20 protein-coding genes and 2 pseudogenes are annotated in these 20842 nt (G+C 58.5%); 8 read left to right on the plus strand and 14 right to left on the minus strand.

The window, feature by feature from the left end:
* Positions 1 to 131 precede the first annotated feature (131 nt).
* From aztC to aztA, 3 genes are read right to left on the minus strand one after another with little or no spacing between them, the layout of a single operon-like run.
* The gene (gene aztC, locus G3A56_RS17515; protein ID WP_082185873.1) at positions 132 to 1151 is read right to left on the minus strand and encodes a zinc ABC transporter substrate-binding protein AztC; all 1020 of its coding nucleotides are present in this window, start codon (positions 1149 to 1151) and stop codon (positions 132 to 134) included.
* Between the two features lie 28 nt (positions 1152 to 1179).
* Entirely contained in the window at positions 1180 to 2046 is an 867-nt protein-coding gene (gene aztB, locus G3A56_RS17520; protein ID WP_082186089.1) for a zinc ABC transporter permease AztB, read from the minus strand.
* Positions 2039 to 2866, minus strand: a complete 828-nt coding sequence (gene aztA, locus G3A56_RS17525) for a zinc ABC transporter ATP-binding protein AztA (protein ID WP_082185872.1) — start codon at positions 2864 to 2866, stop codon at positions 2039 to 2041. Before aztA ends, aztB begins: the two co-directional genes overlap by 8 nt.
* Positions 2867 to 3300: 434 nt before the next feature.
* On the opposite strand from aztA, the gene G3A56_RS17530 reads away from it, so the two are divergent.
* On the plus strand, positions 3301 to 4506 hold the full coding sequence (locus G3A56_RS17530; protein ID WP_082185871.1) for a GTP-binding protein: 1206 nt from the start codon (positions 3301 to 3303) through the stop codon (positions 4504 to 4506).
* Positions 4507 to 4665: 159 nt separating this feature from the next.
* Here G3A56_RS17530 and G3A56_RS17535 read toward each other — a convergent pair whose 3' ends face one another.
* The 3 genes from G3A56_RS17535 to G3A56_RS17545 all read right to left on the minus strand — a co-directional run bounded on the left by G3A56_RS17535 (position 4666) and on the right by G3A56_RS17545 (position 6581).
* Complete coding sequence (locus G3A56_RS17535) at positions 4666 to 5103, minus strand: YqaA family protein (protein ID WP_082185870.1); 438 nt, start codon at positions 5101 to 5103, stop codon at positions 4666 to 4668.
* A gap of 81 nt (positions 5104 to 5184) precedes the next feature.
* Positions 5185 to 5478, minus strand: coding sequence for a hypothetical protein (locus G3A56_RS17540; RefSeq protein ID WP_082185869.1), 294 nt, complete (start codon positions 5476 to 5478; stop codon positions 5185 to 5187).
* Positions 5475 to 6581, minus strand: a complete 1107-nt coding sequence (locus tag G3A56_RS17545; RefSeq protein WP_145980563.1) for a CobW family GTP-binding protein — start codon at positions 6579 to 6581, stop codon at positions 5475 to 5477. The genes G3A56_RS17540 and G3A56_RS17545 overlap by 4 nt, the downstream gene beginning before the upstream one ends.
* A gap of 450 nt (positions 6582 to 7031) precedes the next feature.
* Between G3A56_RS17545 and ugpB the strand changes: the two genes are divergently transcribed.
* From ugpB to G3A56_RS17565, 4 genes and pseudogenes are all read left to right on the plus strand, one after another.
* On the plus strand, positions 7032 to 8342 hold the full coding sequence (ugpB, locus tag G3A56_RS17550; RefSeq protein ID WP_175414402.1) for a sn-glycerol-3-phosphate ABC transporter substrate-binding protein UgpB: 1311 nt from the start codon (positions 7032 to 7034) through the stop codon (positions 8340 to 8342).
* A gap of 68 nt (positions 8343 to 8410) precedes the next feature.
* A complete protein-coding gene (gene ugpA, locus G3A56_RS17555) occupies positions 8411 to 9292 on the plus strand; it encodes a sn-glycerol-3-phosphate ABC transporter permease UgpA (RefSeq protein WP_035243432.1) in 882 nt (293 codons plus the stop codon).
* Positions 9293 to 9302: 10 nt separating this feature from the next.
* Positions 9303 to 10150 (plus strand): annotated as a pseudogene (gene ugpE / locus G3A56_RS17560) (sn-glycerol-3-phosphate ABC transporter permease UgpE).
* On the plus strand, positions 10150 to 11211 hold the full coding sequence (locus G3A56_RS17565) for a sn-glycerol-3-phosphate import ATP-binding protein UgpC (RefSeq protein WP_003500027.1): 1062 nt from the start codon (positions 10150 to 10152) through the stop codon (positions 11209 to 11211). Before ugpE ends, G3A56_RS17565 begins: the two are co-directional and overlap by 1 nt.
* A 51-nt stretch (positions 11212 to 11262) precedes the next feature.
* Here the strand turns inward: G3A56_RS17565 and G3A56_RS17570 are convergent, their stop codons facing one another.
* The 5 genes from G3A56_RS17570 to G3A56_RS17590 all read right to left on the minus strand — a co-directional run bounded on the left by G3A56_RS17570 (position 11263) and on the right by G3A56_RS17590 (position 15460).
* The gene (locus G3A56_RS17570) at positions 11263 to 11895 is read right to left on the minus strand and encodes an acyltransferase family protein (RefSeq protein ID WP_246231382.1); all 633 of its coding nucleotides are present in this window, start codon (positions 11893 to 11895) and stop codon (positions 11263 to 11265) included.
* Positions 11896 to 12025: 130 nt separating this feature from the next.
* Entirely contained in the window at positions 12026 to 12784 is a 759-nt protein-coding gene (gene istB, locus G3A56_RS17575) for an IS21-like element helper ATPase IstB (RefSeq protein WP_082182890.1), read from the minus strand.
* The gene (istA, locus tag G3A56_RS17580) at positions 12781 to 14277 is read right to left on the minus strand and encodes an IS21 family transposase (RefSeq protein ID WP_164056757.1); all 1497 of its coding nucleotides are present in this window, start codon (positions 14275 to 14277) and stop codon (positions 12781 to 12783) included. The genes istB and istA overlap by 4 nt, the downstream gene beginning before the upstream one ends.
* 176 nt (positions 14278 to 14453) lie before the next feature.
* On the minus strand, positions 14454 to 14690 hold the full coding sequence (locus G3A56_RS17585) for a hypothetical protein (protein ID WP_137067590.1): 237 nt from the start codon (positions 14688 to 14690) through the stop codon (positions 14454 to 14456).
* Entirely contained in the window at positions 14687 to 15460 is a 774-nt protein-coding gene (locus G3A56_RS17590) for a helix-turn-helix domain-containing protein (protein ID WP_082185853.1), read from the minus strand. The genes G3A56_RS17585 and G3A56_RS17590 overlap by 4 nt, the downstream gene beginning before the upstream one ends.
* Positions 15461 to 16147: 687 nt before the next feature.
* Here G3A56_RS17590 and G3A56_RS17595 point away from each other — a divergent pair.
* Positions 16148 to 16681: a hypothetical protein gene (locus G3A56_RS17595; RefSeq protein WP_082185851.1), complete on the plus strand. Its 534-nt coding sequence runs from the start codon at positions 16148 to 16150 to the stop codon at positions 16679 to 16681.
* Between the two features lie 220 nt (positions 16682 to 16901).
* Here G3A56_RS17595 and G3A56_RS29475 read toward each other — a convergent pair.
* From G3A56_RS29475 to tnpA, 3 genes and pseudogenes are all read right to left on the minus strand, one after another.
* Positions 16902 to 17117, minus strand: a pseudogene (locus G3A56_RS29475) (IS66 family transposase); the annotation flags it as partial.
* A gap of 45 nt (positions 17118 to 17162) precedes the next feature.
* Positions 17163 to 17528 (minus strand): IS66 family insertion sequence element accessory protein TnpB, encoded by a 366-nt coding sequence (tnpB, locus tag G3A56_RS17605; RefSeq protein WP_425503368.1) that lies wholly within the window; start codon positions 17526 to 17528, stop codon positions 17163 to 17165.
* Positions 17507 to 17914, minus strand: coding sequence for an IS66-like element accessory protein TnpA (gene tnpA / locus G3A56_RS17610; protein ID WP_081859328.1), 408 nt, complete (start codon positions 17912 to 17914; stop codon positions 17507 to 17509). The genes tnpB and tnpA overlap by 22 nt, the downstream gene beginning before the upstream one ends.
* 164 nt (positions 17915 to 18078) lie before the next feature.
* On the opposite strand from tnpA, the gene G3A56_RS17615 reads away from it, so the two are divergent.
* Positions 18079 to 19815 (plus strand): COG3904 family protein, encoded by a 1737-nt coding sequence (locus G3A56_RS17615; RefSeq protein ID WP_025595815.1) that lies wholly within the window; start codon positions 18079 to 18081, stop codon positions 19813 to 19815.
* Between the two features lie 198 nt (positions 19816 to 20013).
* Positions 20014 to 20691 (plus strand): SH3 domain-containing protein, encoded by a 678-nt coding sequence (locus tag G3A56_RS17620; protein ID WP_082185849.1) that lies wholly within the window; start codon positions 20014 to 20016, stop codon positions 20689 to 20691.
* Positions 20692 to 20842 lie beyond the last annotated feature (151 nt).

Consider the following 20842-nt stretch of genomic DNA (forward strand, 5'->3'; position numbering starts at 1 on the left):
CCATTTCAAAAGGTAAATCGATTGTCAACCAGCATGGGGCGAAGCAAATCCGGCAAGCAGAGGGGGACTGCCCAAAAAAATAGGGAGGGTGACGCGGATCACCCTCCCTAGGCTCACAGGAAATCGAGGACTTACTGGCTGAGAACAGCCGCCTTGATGGTATTGATGTTGTGGTTGACCATGTCGATGTAGGTCGCGGCCGGGCCGTCAGCCGTGGAAAGCGCGTCGGAATAGAGCGTGCCACCCACCTTCAGGCCAGTTTCGCTGGCGATCTGGTCCACCAACCGCTTGTTCGTGATGTTTTCGACGAAGATGGCCGAGGCCTTGTCATGCTTGATCTGGTCCACAAGCTTGGCGACGTCGGCAGCCGATGCTTCCGATTCCGTCGAGACGCCTTCGGGCGCCAGGAATTCAAGGCCATAGGCATGCTCGAAATATCCGAAGGCGTCATGCGAGGTGATGATGACGCGTTTCTCCGGCGGAATGGTGGCAATCTCGGTCTTCACCTTCTCGTTCAAAGCCGCAAGCTTGGCGACGTAGGCTTCGGAATTGGCGGTGTAAGTGGCGCAACCCGCCTTGTCGACCTCGCAAAATGCACCGGCGATGTTCTTTACGTAGATTTCCGCATTCTTGATCGACTGCCAGGCATGCGGATCGAATTCGCCGTGATGGTGGTGCCCCTCATGATCGTGGTCATGCGCCTCAGCGGATTCGTGCTTGTGGTCGGCCTCTTTAGCCTTATGGTCGTGAGCTTTCTCTTCTTCTGCCTCCGGATGAGCGTGACCAGCCGGCTCGTCGGAAAGCTTCAGCGGCTCCACGCCCTTGGTCAGTTCCACCACCGGCGCCTTGGTGCCGCTGGTGTCGATCAGCCGCTTCAGGAAACCTTCGAATTCCAAACCGTTGACCAGCACCACATCCGCCTTGCTGACGGCGACGGCATCGGCCGGGCGCGGCTCATAGACATGCGCATCGCCATCCGGCCCGACGAGCGTGGTGATCTCGACGCGGTCGCCGCCGACATTTTTGGCAAAATCGGCGATGATCGAGAAGCTGGCCACGACCTTGAGTTCGGCGGCGGACGCCTGCGCCATCAGGACCGGGGAAAGGGAGAGAAGGCTAGCGCAAGTGGCTAGACGGAAGGTTTTGAACATGAGGTTCTCCTTTTTTCGAACGCTGTTTTCAGGCCGTTCTGTGACGACCGGAACCGAGAAGATCGCTGAGCACGCCACGCGTGCCGACGAGAATGGAAAGCGCATAGATGACGCCCGCAGAAAGGATGATCGCCGGGCCGGATGGCAGCGACGCGTGATAGGAAAGAAGCAGGCCCGCAAAGCAGGAGACAATGCCGATGCCGATGGAGATGAAACACATGGGCGCGACGCGGTTGGACCAGAAGCGGCTGGCGGCAGCGGGCAGCATCATCAGCCCCACCGAAAGCAGGGTTCCGAGCGCCTGAAACCCGCCGACCAGATTGAGAACGACGATGGCGAGGAAGAGGAAGTGCACGGGGCTGCCCCAGTTGCTGACGGAGCGCAGAAACAGCGGATCGAGGCATTCCGCCAGCAACGCCCGCCAGAACACCGTGATCACCCCCAGCGTCACGATTGAGATTCCGCCGATCAGGCCTAGCGCTTCATTGTTCAACGCAAGCACCGTTCCGAAAAGCACATGCATGAGATCGACGCTGGAGCCGCGCCACGAGACGAGCAGCACGCCAAGCGCCAGCGAAATGAGATAAAAGGCCGCAAGCGAGGCGTCTTCCTTCTGGATGGTGAAACGCGATACCGCACCGGCACCGAGCGCGACCAGAAGGCCGACCACTAGCCCGCCGATGGTCATCGGCAAAATCTCAAGGCCATAAAACAGAAAGCCGACGGCAGCACCCGGCAGGATGGCGTGTGACATGGCATCACCCGTCAGGCTCATGCGGCGCAGCATCAGAAAAACTCCGACCGGCCCGCAACTGATGGCAAGGATCAAGGCGCCGGCAAGGGCGCGCTGCATGAAGACATACTGAACGAATGGTTCGATGAAGATATCAGCCATGAACATTCGAGTTCGCGTGGGAGGGGGAATGAGAATGTGCCCGCATCACCTGCGGATTTGCGGCGTGGGCATTGAGCACAGGCGCGTCAGCCGGTTCACACCACGGCGCATTTTCCTCCCACGCCTCGTGGAAATGCCGCGCCTGCCGGATGTTATCCGCCTTCAGGACGTCGGCCGTCGGGCCAAGTCCAACGAGTTTTCGTGCGAGGAACAGCGTCTGCGGGAAATGCTGCCGTACCAATTGCTGGTCATGGAGAACGGCCAGAACAGTCCGCCCCTCAGCAACCCAGGCCTCGATCATCGCCAGAAGATCGGACACGGTGCGCTCGTCGACGGCGTTGAATGGTTCATCCAGCAGGATCAGTTGCGCATCCTGCAACATGGCGCGCGCAAACAGGGCGCGCTGCAACTGGCCGCCGGAGAGTGAATCGATATTGCGCTTTTCAAAACCGGAAAGCCCGACCGCTTCCAGCACGCGGGCCATCGCCACCCGATCCTCAGAACGGTGGCGGCCGAGCAGGCCGCGCCTCGGCCAGAGACCAAGTGCAACGAGATCACGCACCTGCGCCGGAAAGGTGCGGTCGAGTTCAGATTGCTGCGGCAGATAGGCAATGGAAACGCCGGGGCTGACACGGCATTCACCGCCGAGCGGCTTCAGAATGCCGGCAATACCCTTCATCAACGTCGATTTTCCCGACCCATTGGCGCCGACCACCGCCGTGAGCGAGCCCTTGGCGATATCGCCATCCAGATGATGCACCGCTGCGCGGCCGCCATATCCAAGCGTCAGATTTTTGAAGGCAAGGCACGGATCGTTCATCGATCCCTCCGGGGCAGGATTTCAATTGATGACCCCTAATATGTAATGTTATTACATTCGTCAAACGAATACGTAATGAAATAACATTAACTCTCGGAAAGGTGGACTCTACCCCACCCACGCCGTCACCCTCGGGCTTGCCTCGAGGGTCCATGGTCGCACCGGGCTATGGATCCTCGGATCGAGCCCGAGGATGACGGCAAGTGTAGCGCCAGCCTTATCGTCAATGACGAGAGGGCACTTTTTACTCGTCCGCGCGAGCGACTACCCGACTTGACCCGCAATTTTCCGACCACATGTTGACACGATGCATGCACGTAATGTTATTACGTTACATATCTGGAAACAATGGTGCAGTAAGCCACATCGTTTCCAGATCGCCTGCCGTGGCCGCTGTGAAGCCCACAATACCGTTGCTATAAAACGAGGTCCTGATGTCGAAAAAACTCCCTGTCACCGTCCTCTCCGGCTTTCTCGGCGCCGGCAAAACGACGCTTCTGAACCATATACTCGCCAACCGCGATGGTCTGCGGGTCGCGCTGATCGTCAACGACATGAGCGAGATCAATATCGACGCGGCACTGGTGCGCGATGGCGGCGCCAATCTTTCCCGCACCGAGGAACTGCTTGTGGAAATGACCAATGGCTGCATCTGTTGCACGCTGCGCGATGATCTTCTGACAGAGGTGCGGGCACTCGCCGAACAGGGGCGGTTCGATTATCTCCTGATCGAATCCACTGGCATCGCCGAGCCGCTTCCGGTCGCAGCCACCTTCGATTTTCGTGACGAGAACGGCCGCAGCCTTTCCGATGTGGCGCATCTCGACACCATGGTGACGGTGGTGGATGCCGCCAATCTTCTCAATGACTATGGCTCTTCCGATTTTCTGGCAGACCGTGGCGAGACGGCGGGCGAAGGCGACAACCGCACCATCGTCGACCTTCTGGTGGAGCAGATCGAATTCGCCGATGTCGTCGTCTTGAACAAGATCGGCACCGCGACGCCGGATGAGCGGGACGCCGCCCGAAAGATCATCGTCGGATTGAACCCGGATGCGAAACTCATCGAGGCGGATTTCGGCAAGGTGGAGCTGAAAGAAGTGCTGGGCACCGGCCGTTTCGATTTCGCCAGAGCCGAAGAACATCCCCTGTGGTTCAAGGAACTGCACGGTTTCAAGGACCATATTCCCGAGACCGAGGAATATGGCATCCGCTCCTTCGTCTATCGCGCCAAGAAGCCGTTCGATCCCGTGCTGTTCCAGCGCTTCATTGACCGCGCCTGGCCGGGCGTGGTGCGCGCCAAGGGGTTCTTCTGGCTGGCCACCCGGCCGGGTTATGTGGGCGAGATCAGCCAGGCGGGCGCACTGGTGCGCACCGGCAAGATGGGCCTGTGGTGGTCTGCCGTGCCCAGGGAACAATGGCCGCGCGAACAGCAGTTTCTCGACATGATGAAGCCCTATCTCGATCCGGTCTTTGGCGACCGCCGGCAGGAAATCGTCTTCATCGGCTCAGATCCGATGAGCGAAGCGCGCATCCGCGCCCAGCTTGATGCCTGCCTTATCGACACCGAGGCTTTCACGCCGGATGCGTGGCGGCACCTGCCCGATCCCTTCGCCAGCTGGGACCGGCAGGCGGCTTGAGTAAAGCTTTTTGGCTAAGGCGAAGCATCCACACGTCGTCACCCCGGACTAGATCCGGGGTCCAGCTCGATCAAGTCCGTGATCGCGAAAGAGTGTTTTCACGGCGCAGACGCGCCGTGGCTGGATGCCGGATCAAGTCCGGCATGACGACGAGAGAATTCAGAGAAAATTCAGCGTCACCAGCGTCAGCACGAGATAACGCCCGACCTTGGCGATGGTGACGAGCAGAAGAAAAATCGGCAGCGGCTCCTTCATGATCCCGGCGGCAACCGTCAGCGGATCGCCGATCAGCGGCGCCCAGCTTAAAAGGAGCGACCATTTGCCGTAACGCCTGTACCAGTTCTGCGCCCTTTGCAGCGCCGCTTCACCGACGGGAAACCAGCGTCTGCGCCGAAAGCGCTCGATGCCTCGGCCGAGCAGCCAGTTGGCGAAGGAGCCGGCGACATTGCCGGCGCTGGCCACAACAACCAGCAGCCAGACGGGCTGGGCTTTCAAAAGGATGAGGCCGGCAAGTGCGGCCTCCGACTGCATGGGCAGGATGGTCGCCGCGACAAAGGCCGTCAGAAACAAGCCCGCATATACCGCCAGATCGGCCATCCCTTCCCCTTCACAATCAGCGAATCGTGCCGCCGCCGCCCAAGTGCCGGATGACGGTGGTTGCCGTCAAGCGCGGCGGTGTTACTCACGGCCGGCTTCAGGCGGTTCGGCGGCAATGGCGCTGACAATATCGTCAAACGCGACATCCAGAAGTGCCTTGTGAACAGACCATTGCCGGCTTTCGCCGGATGTGGACAGAACGAGGATCACGGTTTCCATGGGCGGGCAATCCGGCAGCGCGCAGGAAAGCTCGCTGACGGAAACGGTGTCATCCGCTGAGAGGCAAAGCAGCTCCCGCGTCCATTGCTTCAGAAGGCGGGCCTGCGAAACGATGGCAGAGCCGCTGCGCGCCAGCGGATTTGTTCTCGCCGTCATCGATAAACCTTTCGCCCCGCCTGTGAGGCCAATGTGTCAAAAAGATCGCGGATCGGCCGCTGCGGCATATCCCTGCCGATGAGGACGACTCGCGTCGCGTGGTTGCCGTCGGGCCAGCGCTCCAGCCGACTCAGCGGATAAAGCCGGTGTTGCACGGCATGGGCGACCACCGGACGCTCCGGATCATCCGTCGCGCCGAAAATTCCCTTGAGCCGCAGCAGACCGGAATGCACATTGCTGGTGACGAGTTCGAGAAAGGTAACAATCGCCTGCGGGTCGAACGCCCCGTCAAATGTCAGATCGAAAGCCTCGATACCCGCACCATGTCGGTTGATATCATGGTCATGGCCGGCATGCAGGTTCAGCCTGTCGACCGCCAGCCATCCCGGCACATCCTCCGGCTTGCCGCGCAACGAATAATTCGCCTCCGCAAACAGCGACAGAAGATCGAAATCGCCTGCGTTGCGGTCATGCAGGGCGGCGGCGGGATTGAGATCGGAGAGGCTTTCGCGGCTCATCGCGGTTGCATCGGCGAGATCGGTTTTGGTCAGAACGATGTGGTCGGCAAAGGCGAGCTGTTTCCAGCCCTCGATGAAACTGTCGAGCATTACCCGACCCGAGGTGACATCGAAGGCCGTGACGACGCCTGAGAGATGAAAGTGCCGGGCGACGATATGGTCCCGCAGGCCGATAGCCGCTGTGCCGCCGGGGATCAGGCTGTTGATGATCGGCGCGGGATCGGCAAGGCCCGTGGTCTCGATGACAACCCGCGATATTTCCGACGTCATCCCCTCCAGAAAGGCCTGATGCAACTCGTAAAGGGAGGTTCGGATATCGCTGATGGCCGTGCAGCAGATACAGCCTGTCGTAGTTCTGAAATAACGTTCCGAACCCGTTCGGACCAGACCGTGATCGATGGGCACCGAACCAAACTCGTTGACGATGACGGCGGCATCGCGCATCGCCGGATCGGCCAGAAGTTCGTTCAGAAGCGTGGTCTTGCCCGCACCCAGAAAGCCGGTGAGCAGGGTGACCGGTACGGTGCGGGAGGATGGCGCGACAGCCGAATCGTCTTTTGGTGCAATTGCCTTCTTTCGCTTCATTCCGAACACTGCCGCACCTTTATGATTATAGGACTTGCGGCACTTTAATACGTAATGTAATAACATATCAATATCCCGTGCATTTTAACTCGCCACCATGCCGGTGCTTGTGCGCCCCCTCACCCTCCACCCTCATTCCTGTGCCTGTCACAGGAATGAGGGGACGCTGGCGCTTCAAAAAAGCCACCAACGTCGCAGCTGACGAACCTCTCCCGACGCCTTGCTGCTCACCCTCGACCGCCAGCACACGAAAAAACCAAAGCGCCGACGAAATGGAATAATAAAACCGTTTCGTTCACTTTCGTTTTAATCGTTCCACGTTCTATTGCATTTTCGTTAGAGTTCGCTTTAAATCACATCGCTAATACAGAAAGGGTCGCCCGTAGCCATATCGTGGAGGATAGGCTGCAATAAGGGGCTGTATCTTTTACTGTTTTCATAACGGGAGGAATCGCCTTGAAAAAACTCAGCTACCGCCTCGCTGCGGCATCCGCGCTTTCGTTTTTTGTCACATCGAATGCTTTCGCTGCGACGGAAATCCAGTGGTGGCACGCCATGACCGGCGCCAATAACGAGGTCGTGGACGCGCTTGCGAAAGAGTTCAACGACAGCCAGAAAGACTACAAGATCACGCCCGTCTTCAAGGGCACCTATCCGGAAACGCTGAATGCCGGCATTGCCGCATTCCGCGCCAAGCAGCCGCCTGCGATCATTCAGGTCTTCGATGCCGGTTCCGGCGTGATGATGGGCGCTGCCGGCGCCATCAAGCCGGTGGCGGAGGTGCTGAAGGAAGGTGGCTACACCTTCAACAAGGAAGAATATCTGGCCGGCATCGTGGCCTATTATTCCAAGCCTGACGGCACCATGCTGTCCTTCCCTTACAATTCGTCTTCGCCGATCCTCTATTACAACAAGGATGTCTTCCAGAAGGCTGGCCTTGATGCCGCCAATCCGCCGAAGACCTGGCCGGAAGTTTTCGAAGCTGCCAAAAAGATCAAGACCAGCGGTGCGGCCCAATGCGGTTTCACCTCCACATGGCTCACCTGGATCCAGACCGAGAACTTTGCCGCCTGGAACAACGTCTCCTATGGCAGCAATGAAAACGGCCTTGGCGGCAACGATGTGAAGCTTGCGGTCAATGCACCGCTCTTCGTCGAGCACTTCCAGGCCATCGCCGACCTCGCGAAGGACGGAACCTTCCGTTATGGCGGCCGCACCTCGGAAGCCAAGCAGCTGTTCATGTCCGGCGAATGCGGCATCCTGACCGAATCTTCCGGCGGCCTTGGCGATATCATCAAGACCGGCATGAATTACGGTATCGGCCAGCTTCCCTATTACGAGGGCCATGGTCCGCAAAACACCATTCCCGGCGGCGCCAGCCTCTGGGTCTTCGGCGGCAAGAGCGAAGCCGAATATAAGGGTGTGGCCGAATTCTTCCATTTCCTTTCCCAGACCAAGATCCAGTCTCGTCTGCATCAGGTCTCCGGCTATATGCCGGTGACGATCGCGGCCTATGAGGAAACCAAGAAATCCGGCTTCTATGAAAAGAACCCCGGCCGCGAAACACCGCTTCTGCAGATGATGGGCAAGCCGCCGACAGAAAACTCCAAGGGCGTGCGCCTCGTGAACCTGCCGCAGGTGCGCGACATCATGAACGAAGAGTTCGAGGCGATGCTGGCCGGCAAGCAGGACGCAAAATCCGCACTCGACAAGATTGTCACGCGCGGTGATGCGGCCATCAAGCAGGCCGCCGGCAACTAACCGATCCCCTGCCCCGCCCGCATCCTTATCGGGTGCGGGCGGCATTCCCATCTCATCAGGAGATCGCCGTGCAAAGCGTCGTATTCCCCAACAAGATCCTGCCTTATCTGCTGGTCGCGCCGCAGATCATCCTGACGGTGATCTTTTTCTTCTGGCCCGCCAGCCAGGCGCTCTACCAGTCGACCATGCGCGAGGACGCCTTCGGGCTGAACAGCAATTTCGTCGGGCTCGCCAATTTTTCCGCCGTGCTTTCGGACGAAAGCTATCTGAACGCGCTGCACGTCACGGTCATCTTCAGCATTCTGACGGCACTCGTCTCGATGGGCCTCGCCCTGCTTCTCGCCACGGCGGCGGACCGCGTCGTGCGCGGCAAGGGTTTTTACCGCACCATGATGATCATGCCCTATGCGGTGGCGCCCGCCGTGGCGGGCATGCTGTGGCTCTTCATGTTCAATCCGGCCATGGGAACCTTCTCCTATATCCTGCGCCGCAACGGCATCATGTGGGACCCTTTGCTGAACGGCAATCAGGCCATGCTGCTCGTCGTCGCGGCGGCTGCCTGGAAACAGATCAGCTACAATTTCCTGTTCTTTGTCGCAGGCTTGCAGGCAATTCCGAAATCATTGCTGGAGGCAGCCTCCATTGACGGTGCGCGCGGTGCGCGACGCTTCTGGACCATCGTTTTCCCGCTGCTTGCGCCGACCACCTTCTTCCTTCTGGTCGTCAACACAGTCTATGCCTTCTTCGATACCTTCGGCATCATCCATGCCGTCACCGGCGGTGGACCGGCCAAGGCGACGGAAACGCTGGTCTACAAGGTCTATAATGATGGCTTCGTGAACCTCAACCTCGGCTCTTCCGCCGCGCAATCCGTCATCCTGATGGTGATCGTCATTGCGCTGACCGCCTTCCAGTTCCGCTTCGTCGAGAAGCGCGTGCATTACGGCTGAGGATTTCCTGATGATTGAAAATCGCCCGGTCGCCCGCGTGATCGCCCATCTGATGCTGGTTCTCGGCATCATCATCGTGGCCTTCCCGATCTATTACACCTTCATCGCGTCATCCATGACATCGAATGACATCATCCGCCCGCCAATGTCGCTGCTGCCCGGCGACCATCTTGGCGAAAACTATAAGGACGCCATGGTCGGCGGCGTCGAAAGAGTGGTTGGCGTCAGCCTTGAACGGCTGCTGTTCAACAGCTTCGTGGTCGCGCTCGCCATTGCCATGGGCAAGATCGTCATCTCGTTCCTGTCGGCCTTCGCCATCGTGTTTTTCCGCTTTCCATTCCGCATGGGCTTCTTCTGGATGATCTTCATCACGCTCATGCTTCCGGTAGAGGTGCGCATCCTGCCCACCTACAAGGTCATCGTCGATTTAGGCCTGATCGACACCTATGCGGGGCTGACACTGCCGCTGATGGCGTCCGCGACAGCGACGTTCCTGTTCCGGCAATTCTTCCTGACAATACCGGGAGAAATGGTCGAGGCGGCGCGTATCGACAATGCCGGCCCGTTCCGCTTCATGCGCGATATCCTGCTGCCGCTATCGAAAACCAATATCGCCGCTCTTTTCGTGATCCTGTTCATCTACGGCTGGACCCAATATCTCTGGCCGCTGCTCGTGACCAACGACGCCAAGATGAACACGATCATCATCGGCCTCAAGCGCATGGTGGATTTCACCGACGCTTCGACGCCCTGGAATTATGTGATGGTGACGGCGATCCTCGCCATCATCCCCCGATTATCGTTGTGGTGCTGATGCAGCGCTGGTTCGTCAAAGGTTTGGTGGAGACCGAGAAGTAATGGCAAAAATTGCGCTGAAAGACGTCCGCAAGGTTTACGGCGGCAATGTCGAGGCCATCAAGGGCGTATCGATGGAAATCGCCGATGGCGAGATGATCGTACTGGTCGGTCCCTCCGGCTGCGGAAAATCCACGCTGCTACGCATGATCGCAGGGCTGGAAGGCATATCGGGCGGTCAGATCATCATCGGCGACCGGGTCGTCAACGATCTGGAACCATCCGATCGTGACATCGCCATGGTGTTCCAGAACTATGCGCTTTATCCGCATATGACGGTGCGCCAGAACCTTGCCTACGGCCTGAAGAACAGAAACACGCCCAAGGACGAGATCGAGCGGCGCATCACCGAGGCCGCGAAGGCGCTCGAAATCGAACAGTTCCTGGAGCGCAAGCCGCGCCAGCTTTCCGGCGGCCAGCGCCAGCGTGTGGCCATGGGCCGCGCCATCGTGCGCAAACCCGCGGCCTTCCTGTTCGATGAGCCGCTCTCCAACCTCGATGCCAAGCTGCGCGTGCAGATGCGGGTCGAAATCCGCCGTCTGCAACGCTCGCTCGCCACCACCAGCGTCTACGTGACGCATGACCAGATGGAAGCCATGACGCTGGCCGATCGCCTCGTGGTGCTGAATGCCGGGCGCATCGAACAGATGGGCACGCCGATCGAGCTCTATGAAAAACCGGCCACCACCTTCGTTGCCACCTTCATCGGTTCGCCATCCATGAACCTCCTGACCTATGGTGCGGCGTCAGCAAACGCTTCTTCCGGCTGGTCGGTGAATGGAACCGGCGCGCTGCCGCAAAACGTCGCCACGCTCGGCATCCGACCGGAAGACATCACGCTGGCGGATGCGGAACCGATGGACGCGGCCTTTACGGGCAACGTACAGGTGGATGCCGTGGAACTGGTGGGCGCGGAAAGCTACGTACACGGCTCCTTCGCCGACGGCACCACCATCGTCTTTCGCGTCCACGGCCGCTCGCAGCTGCGCATTGGTGAAACACTACGGATCGCCGCTCAGGCAAAGGATTTCCACCTGTTCGACGCATCGGGCAAGCGGATCTGAGACTGATCGCACCCGGCATTACCGCCAAGCGCGGCAATGCCGGGGCCTATTTTACGCCGATGATACCGCCGCGTGAGCGGGCTGGCGTGAGGCGAGTTTCTTGCCCAATGTCTGCGCCGGCAATTCGATCAATCTGTAGCTCACATAGGCCATGGCCACCGTCAGAGCCCAGGCCAAGACGATCGTGACGTGAACCGGATAGGGCGCCAGTTGTCGATAGGGAAGCATATATTCCACGACGGGCTGGGCGACAGGCCCCAGCAGATAGACGGAATAGCTTATCGCACCAAGCCAGACGAAAACCGGATGCGTGATGCGGAGCCTTGTCGTGAAGAGCGCAAATAGCGCCATCCCCGCATAATAGGCGATCGTATAACGATACCAGGTCTCGCCGAAACCCATATCCACATTATAGCTCAGAAGGCTGACGACGGGCACGGTCAAGATGATGAGGAGGGAAGTGGCATGGATGAGCCGCCGCATAGGCGCTCCGGCCTCTTCGCTGGCACCGTGACGCCATAACAACCCCCAGAACATGACGGTCAGCCCAAGCGGAATGGCGACCGGCAATTTGATGCCCGTACCATAACGCGCAGCCCCCATGGCAAGCGCGCAGAACAGGAAGAACACCACGGCGCCGGCGGCCCCCTCCGGCTTGTGAAGAAGCCTGACATAAAACAGCATGTGTCAACGGCGGAGTAAAAACCGGCCACGGGCGGAGCAAAAGTCGGCCACTATGGCGGCCGCCTGAGACCGCCGGGAGGGCGTAGCCCGAGCGGGGGTCTCAGGCGGGGCGGCGATTTTTTGAGAGGTGTCAGCCGGCCTTTCGGGCGCGGCTCTGGGCGAGACGATAGCTGTCGCCGTTCATCTCGAGGATGTTGACGTGGTGGGTGATGCGATCGAGCAACGCGCCGGTCAGACGCTCGGATCCCAGGGTTTCGGTCCATTCGTCGAAAGGCAGATTGCTGGTGATCAGGGTGGCACCGCGCTCATAGCGTTGCGAGATCAGCTCGAACAGCAACTCCGCGCCGGTCTTTGATAGCGGGACGAAGCCCAGCTCGTCGATGATCAGTAGCTTGTAGGCCGCCATTTGCTTCTGGAAGCGGAGAAGACGCCGCTCATCACGCGCCTCCATCATCTCACTGACCAGGGCGGCGGCCGTGGTGAAGCCGACGGACAAGCCCTTCTGGCAGGCGGCCAGGCCGAGGCCGAGAGCAACATGCGTCTTGCCGGTTCCACTGGGACCGAGAGCAATGACGTTCTCGCGGCGCTCGATCCATTCGCAGCGGGACAGTTCCAGCACCTGCATCTTGTTGAGCTTGGGGATAGCTGTGAAGTCGAAGCTATCCAGGCTTTTGACGACCGGGAATTTGGCCGCCTTGATGCGACGTTCGACCTTGCGGCGATCCCGCTCGATCGTTTCCCGTTCGGCAAGCCGGAACAGGTAGCCGACGTGATCGACGCCCTCGGTTGCGCATAGCCGGGCCAGCTTCTGGTGCTCGCGCTGGAAGGTCGGCAGCTTCAGGGCCTTGAGATAGTGCGCGAGCAGGATCTCGGGTGCTTCGGTGTTCATGCGGCTTCTCCCGCATCCGACGACAGGAGACGCATATACGCCTTCGCCGAGGTCGTCTCGACCGTCGCCCTCGGCAGATAGGGGTAGATGGACAGGTCCAGTCTGGGCGGCCGGCGTTCCACCCGGCACAGGATCAGATGCTTGACGGCGTCAAAGCCAATGGCGCCAAGCTGGATCGCCTGCTTCACCGCCGCATGCAGATCGGCGAGTTCGAAGCTCTCCAGCAGGCGGAGGACCTGCACGTACTCACGCCGGCCGTGCTTGGCCATGCGGCCTTCCATCAACCGGCGCAGCGTAGCGAACTCTTGCGGCAAGTCCCAGCCCTGGAGGGGCGCTGCCTGATCCAGCGAATTGATCTTCTGCTCGATCAGCGGCAGGTAATGGACAGGATCGAAGACGACGTCTTCCCGTTCCCAGCACCGAGGATGGCGGGCGATGATCTCGCCACGGCAACCGATGACCACTTCGTTGACATAGCCGCGCACCCACACATCCTGATGGCCATAGGCGACCGGGACGGAATAGTCGTTGGTCTTGTAGCGCACCAGCGACTGCGCCGTCACCTTGGCACTTGCCTGGTCGCAGGCATCAAATGGCGAGGCTGGCAAGGCGCGCATGGCAGCCAGATCGCGCCGCAAGCGCTCGCCGATCGTCTCGCTCTCGCCGCGCAGCCTGTCGCGCTGGCGCTTCCGGCACTGCTCCTCCAGAAAGGTGTTGAACGCCTCCCATGTCGCAAACTGCGGGATCGGCACCATGAAGTTGCGCCGGGCATAGCCGACGAGACCCTCGACGTTCCCCTTGTCGTTGCCCTTGCCGGGACGGCCATAGCGATCCCGGATAAGGTAGTGGGACAGGAAGCCGCTGAACAACGTCGCGCGCTTGCGGGTGCCGTCAGGCAAAATCTTCGCCACCAGGCAACGGTCGTTGTCGTAGACGATCGACTGTGGCACGGCCCCAAAGAAGGCAAATGCATGGATGTGGCCGTCGACCCAGGCCTCGGCCACCGCCGCCGGATAGGCCCGCACATAGCAGCCGTCGCTATGCGGCCGATCGAGCACGAAGAAGCGCGCCTTCTGCTCCACGCCGCCAATCACGACCGTCGCCTCACCGAAGTCCGCCTGCGCATGGCCGGGCGGATGCGACAGCGGCACAAACACCTCTTGTCGGCGCTGATCCCGATCGCGCATATAATCCTTGATGATCGTGTAGCCGCCGGTGAACCCGCATTCGTCGCGCAGGCGGTCGAACACCCGCTTGGCCGTATGGCGCTGCTTGCGCGGCACCTTCAGGTCTTCATCGAGCCAATGGTCGATCGTCGAAACGAACGCATCAAGCTTCGGACGCCGGATCGGTGATCGCCGCTGATAGCCGGGCGGCGTCGAATAGGCCACCATCTTGGCCACGCTGTCGCGCGATATGTTGAAATACTTTGCTGCCTGACGCTGCGTCATCCCTTCGGAAACAGCCAGGCGAACCTTGAGGTATAATTCCACGGTGTAGATCCCCTGTCCCTCCTGCGATCATTGCAGAAAGGAAATAGGTGGCCGGATTTTACTCCGCCCGCAGAAGCATTATGCCGCCGCTACCGTGGACGACTTTTGCACCGCCGCTCTCAAGAAAGAAGTTCGGCAACGTCGATGCTTGCTTGCATTCTATAGGTTTGGACGTTCTAGCCATTGCGTGGGACAAGATGATGGTTGAACTCACTGGTGAAGCGAAAGGCCGTCAAACTCGGCTCGATCCCGCTCCCCCGCACCGATACTGCCAAACAGGAAGGGCGCTCGATCCATTTCTGGAGAGCGCCCTTCGCCAACCCGGACAGCACAGCGCGCGACAGGGTCACTGCGGCAAGGCCATCGAGAACGGGTGATGGACCATAGATGCGTTCATACGGCGTCGATTTCAAGTCCTCCTGATGATCGACCCGATGTCGCCGAATTCCATGTTGGACAGGACGACACTCCTCCTATCCACGAAGACATGATTACGTTTGACGGCACCCGGATCGGTGAGCTTGGGAGTGATTGAAACGATTGACACCTTCCACTCGGGAATCTTGGGCTGGGGGGCGTCCATCACACCGCTTAGAACAGTGAGGCCCCGCCTCTCGAGTTCGGCCACGCAAGCAAGAATGTCGCCATACAGTTTCCGTCGAGAGGGCGACTCTTCCCCTTCGATCTGAATGTCCCCACTCAGCGAAAAGGACGCAAAATCCAGCCACTCTATCAGATTGGCGATGTCCTGGTCATAAACCTCTGGAACCTCCGGCCGGTGCACAAGGAAGGCCTGGCAAGATATGGCTTCACGAACCGCGCGCTGCGTCTTCATGGCCGACACCGGAACCCGCTCGACATTCCCAAACGTGTCGATCATCTCTTGAGCGGCCTTTTCAGCGCTCAAAGGGGTCCGAGGAGCGTGAAACGCACCGCTTTCGTATCCAAGAGCCTGAGCGATCCGGTCCAGGGCTTCTTCGCTTACCCGCTCGCCCCTTTCGACACGTTCGACAGTGGAAACTGAGACCGTCGAGAAGTCGGCTAGCGTGGAAACTTTCCAACCTCTCATCTGCCGCACCCATCTGACGACAAGCGCCACGAGCTCTCTTGGCGGAACTGCTGGCACATCGGCTTCCCCGCGGGGCATCTGGGTGACTTTGTCGAGTAGTTCTTCTACGTTCATGGCATTCTCCTTTGATTAGGGAGAACATGCCTCAACCCCGACGTGGAAAAGAGGCCTTAAAATCCTTCAGTAGACGTTTTGGGTAAGGAGCTAAACGCCACATTGCCTTGCGTGGCCGTCGCAAGCGGCGCGACGAACCTCTTCGCGGCCGCGCCGACTATAACCCGCATTTGCAACAGCACTCTCAAGCAACGACATTACCGCTTAGCCCTAAAGTAAATCCAGCTTCGAGCAACGTATTCGTTCAGAGTGCAGTACCAAATGTCAGCATGGTTATGAAATCGCGACCGAACTAGTTGTCCGAAGAACCTCGCTGACATCTCATGCGGATCGCCATTAGGATAGAGGGCGACGCACGCGTGCCAGATTGCTTGAAGGGGCGTTCCTTCCCAGTTTGCGCCAGGAAGCCAGCTGGCGACGTGCACCTCATCCTGTCTTTGGTTAGCAATCAATGTATCGACGTATGCCGATGCAGTAGCGACAGCGGATGACCCCATGCGGCCAACGATCTGGTTGTAATAAACTAAAAAATTCGCAGACAAAGGAGGCATAGTTTTTTCGTCGATTGTCCGAAGCATCTTCCCCATCCCATTGGCGATTATGTGGATTTTGTGGTTGCATATTTATAAAAACCAGCGAAAAAAACTAGTCGTTTGGTTGAATTTCAATAATTGAGACGATCACATTATGCGTTACTACCTTTACGGAGGCTATGAGCTTCCAAGAGATCATGGCCGAGTGATATTGGGCGACATCGATCAGCGCCAAGCTTTTTGGGAGGATGTCGAATATTCTGTCCCTGGCCTAAGTGACGCCTGCGGGTGCTATGTGTTTGGTATCCGAGTCGGAGGCGGCACAAAACCATGGTACGTTGGAAAGGCAGAACGTCAGTCGTTCAAGCGTGAAAGCCTGACGATGGACAAGCTTACGAAATACGAATCCGCAATGAAGCTTGTCGGCAAAGGGACACCGCTTCTTTACTTCTACGCGCGGACAACGAAGGCGAGGCATGCTTTTTCCACCCCTTCGAGGTCCAAACACAGGGACGTATCCTACCTTGAGAAGCTATTGATCTCACACGCCTTGCAGCGAAACAAAAACCTCATCAATAAGGTAGAAACCAAGCTGCTACGCGAAATGATCGTACCGGGAATGATCAACACGCCTGCAGGATCGCTTACAGCCGCCGCACGCGAGATGCAAACGCTAATGGGTTATTGAACGCTCTTGGGGGCTGCCAGTATCACAGCAATCCAACAACGGGTATGTCGTCAAATCAGCCTCAGGCGTCGTCGATCTGATCCGGCAAGTAACGCTCCTGCTGGGTCGGCGAGGTCTTAACCGTGAGACGACAGCTCTGCACGTGAGATCGCGATACGCCGTGGCGAATACAGTTCAGAGGTAGATGGCGGCCGTACCAGAACTTCGTAGCGTGACGCAACCGGCTACGAAACGGCCGAGTTGCCCGTCTGTCGATCTCCAGCTTCAGCCGCGCGATCAATGCCTCGGAATGCGATACGAGTGCTTTTGCACTGGCGGCTTCGGCCTTGGCGGTCGCCGCTTCTGCTTCGGCTGCAACACGCCGGGCGCGTTCCTGGGCCAGCAGTGCAAGGGCACTGGCAAGGTCGTCCGGAAGCTCTTCAGTCGTATTGCTCATGACAGGATGGAATCATATTCGAGCCTGTCATTCCAGTGTTTTTGCTTATCCGGCTGACGTCGGCCGCCAGGTCTTTTGCGGCATCCGCCAGTCGATACCTTCCAGCAGATAACCGAGCTGCGCAGGTGTGATCACCACCGTGCCATCGGCCGCTGATGGCCAGATGAAGCGGCCACGCTCCAGCTTCTTCGTGAACAGGCAAGCGCCCTGGCCGTCATGCCAGATCACCTTGATCAGGCCACCGCCGCAGCCGCGGAATACGAACAGGTGTCCACACATCGGGTCACGCTTCAGCGCCTCCTGCACCATCAACGACAGACCGGGGAAGCCCTTGCGCATGTCCGTATAGCCCGTGGCCAGCCAGACCTTCACGCCAACAGGAACCGGGATCATCGCAGACCCAATACGCAATCGAGAATCCGGCCAAGGGCATCCGTATCGATGTCGCTATCCACGCGCACGCGCCGACCCCGTCCAAGCTCGATTGTCACATCGCTACGCTTCCGACGAGGATGGGATGTGGTGGGCGATTCCGGTTGAACGGGAGAGACTGTCGAAGCGGCCTCGGACACGATCACCGGCACCAAAGTCGCCGTATCAGCCCTTGGCTCTTCGATCCGGCAAAGCTCTTTGCGCCAACGGAACAACTGGCTGACATGGATGCCGGCCGCGCGGGCAATCTCGGAGATGACCGCGTCTGGCTCAAAGCAGGCAGCGACCAGGCGCTCTTTATCTTCGCGTGACCAGCGACGGCGGCGCTCGACAGACGTGATCACCTCAATTGGATGCTTCGTCATATGACTACTCCTGGTGTTACCACTAGGACTGGCAGTCAGAAGCCCTCTATCGCAAGACGGCCTTCACCGTGGGCTTACTGTCAAACCCGGTGTGGCGGCTTTCCATATTGCGCGTGGGATTTGACGCGATAGCATGCATCTGAAAGCGAACGGGGGCAGAGGTCGTGTTTCAGCGTATTCTATTGGTAGCGGTTACGGCATCCATCGCTTGTGCCGGGGTCTCACATGCGGACATCACCCTTGAGCGTGTTCCAATTGACGGCTCTTCACCTGTTCTCCTGCTGAAGGGTGAGTTCACGACATCGGACAATCCTGACCAACTTGCGCGTGAAGTCGCCGCAAGCGGTGCCAAGCTGATCACCTTCAACAGCAACGGCGGCAACGTCGCTACGGCGATGGCGTATGGGAGGATGATCAGATCGCTCGGTCTATCGACGCTGCAGCTCCGGTCCGCCGAATGCGCGTCAGCCTGTGCACTCGCTTTCGTCGGAGGCGTGAACCGGCAGGCAGAGCCCGGCGCGATCGGTGTGCACCAATCCTCTTTCTCCCCGGAAACGATTGTCGAGGGGCACACTGCAGTCGCTGCGGTTCAGGCACTGACCGCCCAGATCATGACGTACCTTGTGGAGATGGATGTCGACCCGAAACTGCTCCAACTCAGCCTGTCCGTTCCCAGCAACGACATGCGTTATCTCACCGCCAGTGAGATGCAGAGCTATAAAGTGACGTGGGGAAGTCTGGCCGACTTAACGGAATCCGCTGCTCCATCCAAGGCCGCACCGACGGTGGTGCCTGCAACTCCACAAACCAATCAGGCCCATTTGCCAACAACAGAGGAAAAAGCATCGGCCTTTGTGACGGCGTACTACGACGCCTGGTCTCGTAGTAATTCAGAAGCGCTCGCCTTTATGGCCAGGGCGTATGCCAATACGGTCGAATTCTACGGGAAGACGACTCCAAAGGCGGCTCTGATTGACGAAAAACGTAACTTCGCGACCAGATGGCCAGTCCGCGCCTACAGCGTGCAGCCAGGCTCGACGAAGGTGACTTGCACGCAAACCTGCAAGGTTGACGGCATTGTTGACTGGTACACGAAACGCGACGTCGGGAACCGTATTTCATCCGGCTCGGCCGAGTTCGCTCTGGTTTGGGACCAGAGGGCGGGCGTGATCATCTCCGAAACGAGCAAGGTTATCCAGACCGACAAGGGCGTCTCTCAACCTGTAGGTCTGATATCCCAATGGACGGAACAGAATAGTGCCTGCCGCGGCGGCAGCGGCGACCTGCCGGAAACAAACGCGGCCTGCGAACGACGCGAAGTCATCAGCAACAAGCTAGAGGCTGCAGGATGGTGTTATGGTCGTGAGGGAGAATATGGCTATCAGATGCGATGGCATGCCTGTGACTCGACATCCTATAAACAGGAAAGTGCGGTAGCGGTTTCTTCGAGCGCAACGTTCAAGCGGCCAGACCTTTCCGACTACCCGGCCCAAGGTCGTTTCTCAGGAAAGACTATAATGCCGGACTTCAAGGGGCGCGACCGCGAATTCAACAGTTTCAGAACCCGTATTCGAGACGGTATGCGTCAAGGGCCAAACTTCGCTGGCCGATATACCCTTATCCAGATCGGTTGTGGTACAGGGTGCTCATTCGTTATCGTCGCCAACAATCAAACGGGCCGCCCGGCGTCATTCCCACGTGGTGGCGAAGAACACATGTATCTGAGTTTGGACTTTCGCCGCGACAGCAGGCTGGTGGCCGCTCAGTGGCTGAACTACGACACTAATACATGTGTGGTCGAGTTCTTCGATTTTGACCGAGATATTTGGAAACCGATCACCAAAACTGACGTCGGTAAAGACGATGCGTGCTATCGGACGATCGCCGAAAACCTCCGTTGAGTTCAGTTTAGCGACGAACTTCCCGAGCTTAAAAACCACCTGGCTGCGTCCGGCCCGATCACGCACGCGCTCGCCGAAAGCCAAGAGCGACCGCCTGCCGGCCATGCATCATCGAAATTAACCATTAAGTTGAGAGTGGCCGCTATTGCTACTTGCAGAGCATTTTAGCCATCGGCAATATGCCGTGGGGGCTCTTCTATGAAAAAAAGATACTGGCTGCTTTGTGGACTCATCCTCTTCGGCATTTCGAAATTGGGGGAAACACCGTCGAAGTCCGGCGTAACAACACCATCGCCAAGCTTTTCGACTGGTGCGCGAGTCCCGGAACCTCCGCCGTCGACGGTGATTGACCAACAACCCGCCTCCCCTTCAGCAACAACCGCTTCACCACGAGATGAGACGCCCACTTCGCCGAATTTCACAGAAATACGAACCAAGTTTGTCAACGGAAACGGTGTCGCACTGCGCGATGCGCCAAACCCAAAATCTCAAATCATTGATAGACTGGATCGAGGACGAAAAGTGGACCTCCTTCAGTCGGAGGCACAATGGTCCCGGGTCAAAGATGTTCTGACTCAAAAAGAAGGATGGGTCGCAACCAGGTTTTTGCAGGATGACAACCCAAAACGGGAGGAAATCTCAAAACCGTCGGAACCAAAGAGTAAGCCTCCACCGACACTATCACCCACCATCATCATCCAGCGGATCATTGCAGAATCTCTTGCCAACTATCCCGGCACGTGCGCCTGTCCCTACAGCACAGATCGTAGGGGCCGAAGATGCGGCAACCGAAGTGCATATTCTAAGCCTGGCGGTTATGCGCCAGTCTGTTTTGCACAGGACGTTACGAAATCGATGATTGAAGCCTATCGCTGACCCATTGTAACCGGTGTTCCGATCACACATTGTCCTCGCCGCCCTAATCTGTGATCGCCTTTCCATGGACAAGCAACGGGAGTTTCTCCATGGAGAATACATTGGAGGTTCTCACGACGAGGAAGTCTGGACTTGAGGTTCACCGGCAGTG

Origin of the sequence: Rhizobium oryzihabitans (assembly GCF_010669145.1) — a bacterium.
Classification (GTDB): Bacteria; Pseudomonadota; Alphaproteobacteria; order Rhizobiales; family Rhizobiaceae; genus Agrobacterium; species Agrobacterium oryzihabitans.